The sequence below is a fragment of the Leucobacter sp. M11 genome (genome assembly GCF_035726885.1).
Lineage (GTDB): Bacteria > Actinomycetota > Actinomycetes > Actinomycetales > Microbacteriaceae > JAPFRB01.
Window position 1 is genome coordinate 460,166 of the sequence record NZ_JAPFRB010000003.1, and the last position, 4,176, is coordinate 464,341.

A 4,176-nucleotide genomic window follows, 5' to 3' on the forward strand; every position below is an offset into this window, starting at 1 on the left:
CGATCCCGCGGCCATGATCTCCGCTGCCATCGCCGACGGCGAGGACTGGCGGGGGGCCTCGGGCACCGAGCGCGGCACGGTGCTGCGCCGGGCGGCCCTCGGCCTGGTCGCCGCCCGAGACCGGCTCATCGAGGTGCTCGCCGCCGAGTCCGGGCGGCCGATCCACGAGCTCGACCGGGAGGTGTCGGGGGCCGTGGACGCGGCCCGCTTCGCCGGGGGCTTAGCCGAGCGGCTGGACACGGTGCGCGGAGCGACCTTCGCCCCCGAAGCCCTGACCGCGGTGGTGACCGACGCGCACTCCCCGCTGACGGGCCTCGCCGAGGGGGCGCTCTCCGCGCTGGCCGCGGGCAGCGCCGTCATTCTGCTCCCGGATCCGGGCGTCGCGCGCACCGCGGCGGTCTTTGTCGAGGAGCTGGAAGCGGCGACCCTGCCGCCCGGCCTCATCCGGCTGGCCGTCGCCGAGCCCGACCCGCTGCGGGAGGCCGCGGCTCCGCCGAGCCTCGGTGCGGGGCCCGGCGCGGAACTCGCCGAAGCACCCGCCGATGAGCCCGGCGCGGTGCCCGCGGAGGAGCGAGCGGACGCCGCTGACGAGGGGGGCGACGCGGAGGCCGCGGCTCCGCTCGCCGCGCCCGAGACGCTGGCCGAGCGCTTCGCTGCCGATCCCCGCGTGGACCGGATTATTGCCCGGGGCGCGCGCGCCCGGGCGCGTGCGCTGGTGCGGCGCCGCCCGGATCTGCGCGTGCAGGCCACTCTCGCCTCGGTTGGCTCGCTCGTGGTCACCCCGAACGCAGACCTGAGCGACGCCGTGCGCGACGTGGTCGCCTCGGCCTTCAGCAACGCCGGGGGCGACCCGGACGGGATTCAGCTCGTCATCCTGGTCGGGAGCGTCGCTCGCACCAAGCGCTTCCAGCGCATGCTCGCCGACGCGGTCCGGGCCCTCCGGACGGGGAGCAGCGTGTCCTCGCACGACGCGGGACCTGAGGCGGCGTCATCCGCCGGGCCCGGGGCAACGCCCGCTCCCGAGAGCGCGGTCGACCCGCTCTTCGCCCAGCTCGGCCCGCTGGCGGGCCCAGCTCGTGGGGACGCGCTGCGCGCCCTGACCGAGCTGGACTCCGGCGAGAGCTGGCTGATCGAGCCAGAGGCGCGCGATGCCGCTGGCCGGCTCTGGAGCGCGGGCGTTCGGCTCGGCGTGAAGCGGGACGCGTGGCTCGCGACCACGCCGGTCGCGGCCCCGGTGCTCGGGGTGGTCACCGCGCACACCCTCGGCGAGGCCCTCGCAATCCAGGCGGGCCCCGGCTCTGGCGCGGTGGCTGGCCTGCACTCCCTCGACGCCGACGAGATCGCGGTCTGGGTCGACCAGGCCCCGGCGGCCGCCCTCTCGGTGAACCGGCCCACCGTGAACACCCGGCTCGGTCGGCAGGGCGTGGGTGGCTGGCGCGACGCGGGCATGGGGATGCACCCGCTCGGGGGCGCCCCGAACCGACTCGTCACGCTCGGCTCCTGGACCCTCCGCGAGGGCACCCAGAGCTCCACCCTGCACCTGCGCGGCCTCGACGAGGACGTGGTCGGGCTCATCGAGACCGCCCAGGCTTCGCTGAGCTACGCGGACTTCGATCTGGTCCGCCGGGCCGCGCTGAGCGATCAGCTCTCCTGGGCGGAGCGATACGGGGCCGTCCGGGACAGTATGGGGCTCGGCATCGAGCGGAACCTGCTGCGCTATTGGCCCGTGGCCACGCAGCTTCGGCTCGCGGAGGGCGGCAGCCTCGCGGAGTTGCTGCGAGTGCTCGCGGCCGCTCTGCTGGTGCGCGCCCCGGTCTCCGTGAGCACGGGGCAGGTGCTGCCGGCCGAGGTGCAGAGCTTCCTCCAGGCCCGGTTCGTCTCGGTGAGCCTGGAGCGCGACGCGGACTGGCTGGAGCGCATTGCCGCGAGCGGGATCGAGGAGGAGCGGATCCGGCTCATTGGCGGCGATCGGGTCCGGGCCGCGGAGTGGCTCGGGGGCCTGGACCGCACCGGGCTCTGGGCGGAGCCGGTCACGATGGCCGGCCCCGTCGAGCTGCTGAGCCTGCTGCGCGAGCAGTCCCTCTCCATCACCGCGCACCGCCGCGGGGTCGCGACGAGCCTGACAGACGCCCTGTTTTAGCCGGCGAGCGCGCCCTGCTCGCTCCAGAACTGCTCAAGTCCCTCGCTCACCCGGGTGACATCGTGCGGGGTGCCGAACACCTCGAAGCGGTACAGCTCGGGCACCTGGCACTTGCGGGCGATCACGCGTCCGGAGAGGCAGAACGCCTCGCCGAAGTTCGTGTTGCCGGCCGTGATCACGCCCCGCAGCAGCGCCCGGTTGGCCGGGTCGTTCAGAAAGGTCTTCACCTGGCGGGGGACGGCCCCGGTCGGGGTGCCGCCCCCGTAGGTGGGTTGCACGAGCACGAAGGGTCGCGTGACCCGGATGACGCCCTCCGTGCGGGTGATGAGCGGGATGCGCGCGGCATCCCGGCCGACGTTCTCGATGAAGCGCCGGGTGTTCCCGGACACGCTGGAGAAGTACACGAGGTCGGGGGACTCGTGTTCGGCGTAGACACGAACCTCGGGCGAGGGCGTGGAACGGGCGTCAGGCCGGGGCACGGCGGGCTCCTCTCGAAAACCGTTGGGCACTATATGTTGTGCCTCCGGGCGGCACTCTACGCGATATGTGGGATTAAGTGGCCGTGCCGTGCCGAGGCGGCGAGTCGCCCCGGCGTGTCCCCGTGCCCGGCGTGACGGCCGGGGTCGGGGGCGGCGTTCGGCGCGCTAGAACGCCCAGTCCGCGTCGGTGGTCTCCTCCGATTGTCCGATGACGTAGGCGGAGCCTGAGCCGGAGAAAAAGTCATGGTTCTCGTCCGCGCCCGGCGCGAGCGCCGCGAGGATCTCGGGGCTCACCCGGGTCTCCTCCGGCCCGAAACGCGCCGGGAAGCCGAGGTTCATGAGCGCCTTGTTCGCGTTGTACCGCACGAAGGCTGAGACGTCGGTCATGAGCCCGAGCGGCTCGTACAGCTCGCCCGAGTACTGGAATTCCAGCTCGAGGAGATCGTCGAGCAGGTCCTGGGTGAAGCGAGAGAGCTCCTCCCGCCGCTCGGGGGATGCCCCGACGAGGCCGCGCTGAAAGGTGTACCCCGAGTAGTAGCCGTGCACCGCCTTGTCGCGCAGAATGAGCCGGATCATGTCCGCGGTGTTCGTGAGCATCGCGCGGCACGAGAAATACAGCGGGAGGTAGAAGCCCGCGTAGAGCAGGAGTGAGGACAGCAGGGTGGAGGCGACCTTCCGCTTGAGCGGATCCGGGCCGTTGTAGTGCACGAGCACGCGGCGGCACCGCTCCTGGAGGAGGTCGTTGCCGACGGCCCAGGCGTAGGCATCGTCGATCTCGGGGGAGGAGCAAAGGGTGGAGAACACGGAGGAGTAGCTGCGCGCGTGCACGGACTGCATAAACGCGATGTTCGTGTAGATCGCCTCCTCGTGCTCGGTGTGAGCGTCCTGGATCTGGACCACCTCCCCGACCGTGGCCTGCACCGTGTCGAGCATGGTGAGACCGGTGAACACGCGCATGGTGAGCGTCCGCTCGTGCGGAGCGAGCGACGACCAGGCGGCCCGGTCGTTGGAGAGGGGCACTTTCTCGGGCAACCAGAAGTTCGCGGTGAGCCGGTTCCAGACCTCCAGGTCTTTGTCGTCGCCGATCCGGTTCCAGTTGATCGGGCGCAGCCGAGCGTCGGGGCGGTGGCGAAAGGCGGGCGGGGTGATGCTGTCGGGCAGGTGCATGTGCTCTCTCCTGTGGGTGATCGGCGCGAAGGGGTCGCGGGCTGACGTCGTGTGCGGGGCGGGGAAGGCGGGGCGTGGGGCGCGGGTCACGGTGCGGCGGGCGGCGGCGGCGGGGTTGCCCAAAACTCGTCGAGGCCCTCCGCGACGCGGGCCCGGTCGCGCGGGGTGCCGAGCAGTTCGAAGCGGTACAGCTCCGGGACGCCGCACTTGCGCGCGATGACCGAGCCGGAGAGGCAGTAGGCCGCACCGAAGTTCGTGTTGCCCGCGGTGATGACCCCGCGCAGCAGGCCCCGGTTTCTGGGGTCGTTCAGGAATGCGGCCACCTGCCGGGGCACGGCCCCTGCCGGGGAGCCGCCGCCGTAGGTCGGCTGGATCAGAACGAAGGGGCGG

At 72.6% G+C, this 4,176-nt stretch carries 4 protein-coding genes; 1 reads left to right on the plus strand and 3 read right to left on the minus strand.

Going from position 1 to position 4,176, the window contains the following annotated elements; all coding sequences use genetic code 11:
- The coding region (locus OOT08_RS10530) for an aldehyde dehydrogenase family protein (protein WP_325092603.1) at positions 1–2,140 on the plus strand (2,140 nt) is incomplete at its 5' end.
- Here OOT08_RS10530 and nrdI (OOT08_RS10535) read toward each other — a convergent pair.
- From nrdI (OOT08_RS10535) to nrdI (OOT08_RS10545), 3 genes are all read right to left on the minus strand, one after another.
- Positions 2,137–2,619, minus strand: a complete 483-nt coding sequence (gene nrdI / locus OOT08_RS10535; protein WP_442916218.1) for a class Ib ribonucleoside-diphosphate reductase assembly flavoprotein NrdI — start codon at positions 2,617–2,619, stop codon at positions 2,137–2,139. The genes OOT08_RS10530 and nrdI (OOT08_RS10535) overlap by 4 nt on opposite strands.
- Positions 2,620–2,784: 165 nt before the next feature.
- Positions 2,785–3,786, minus strand: a complete 1,002-nt coding sequence (gene nrdF / locus OOT08_RS10540) for a class 1b ribonucleoside-diphosphate reductase subunit beta (RefSeq protein ID WP_325092604.1) — start codon at positions 3,784–3,786, stop codon at positions 2,785–2,787.
- An 86-nt stretch (positions 3,787–3,872) separates the two neighbouring features.
- A partial coding sequence (gene nrdI / locus OOT08_RS10545; protein WP_325092605.1) for a class Ib ribonucleoside-diphosphate reductase assembly flavoprotein NrdI occupies positions 3,873–4,176 on the minus strand: 304 nt, incomplete at its 5' end.

Excerpts from the sequence above, each read along its gene's own strand:
- nrdF (WP_325092604.1), bottom strand. The coding sequence starts at position 3,786 with ATGCACCTGCCCGACAGCATCACCCCGCCCGCCTTTCGCCACCGCCCC.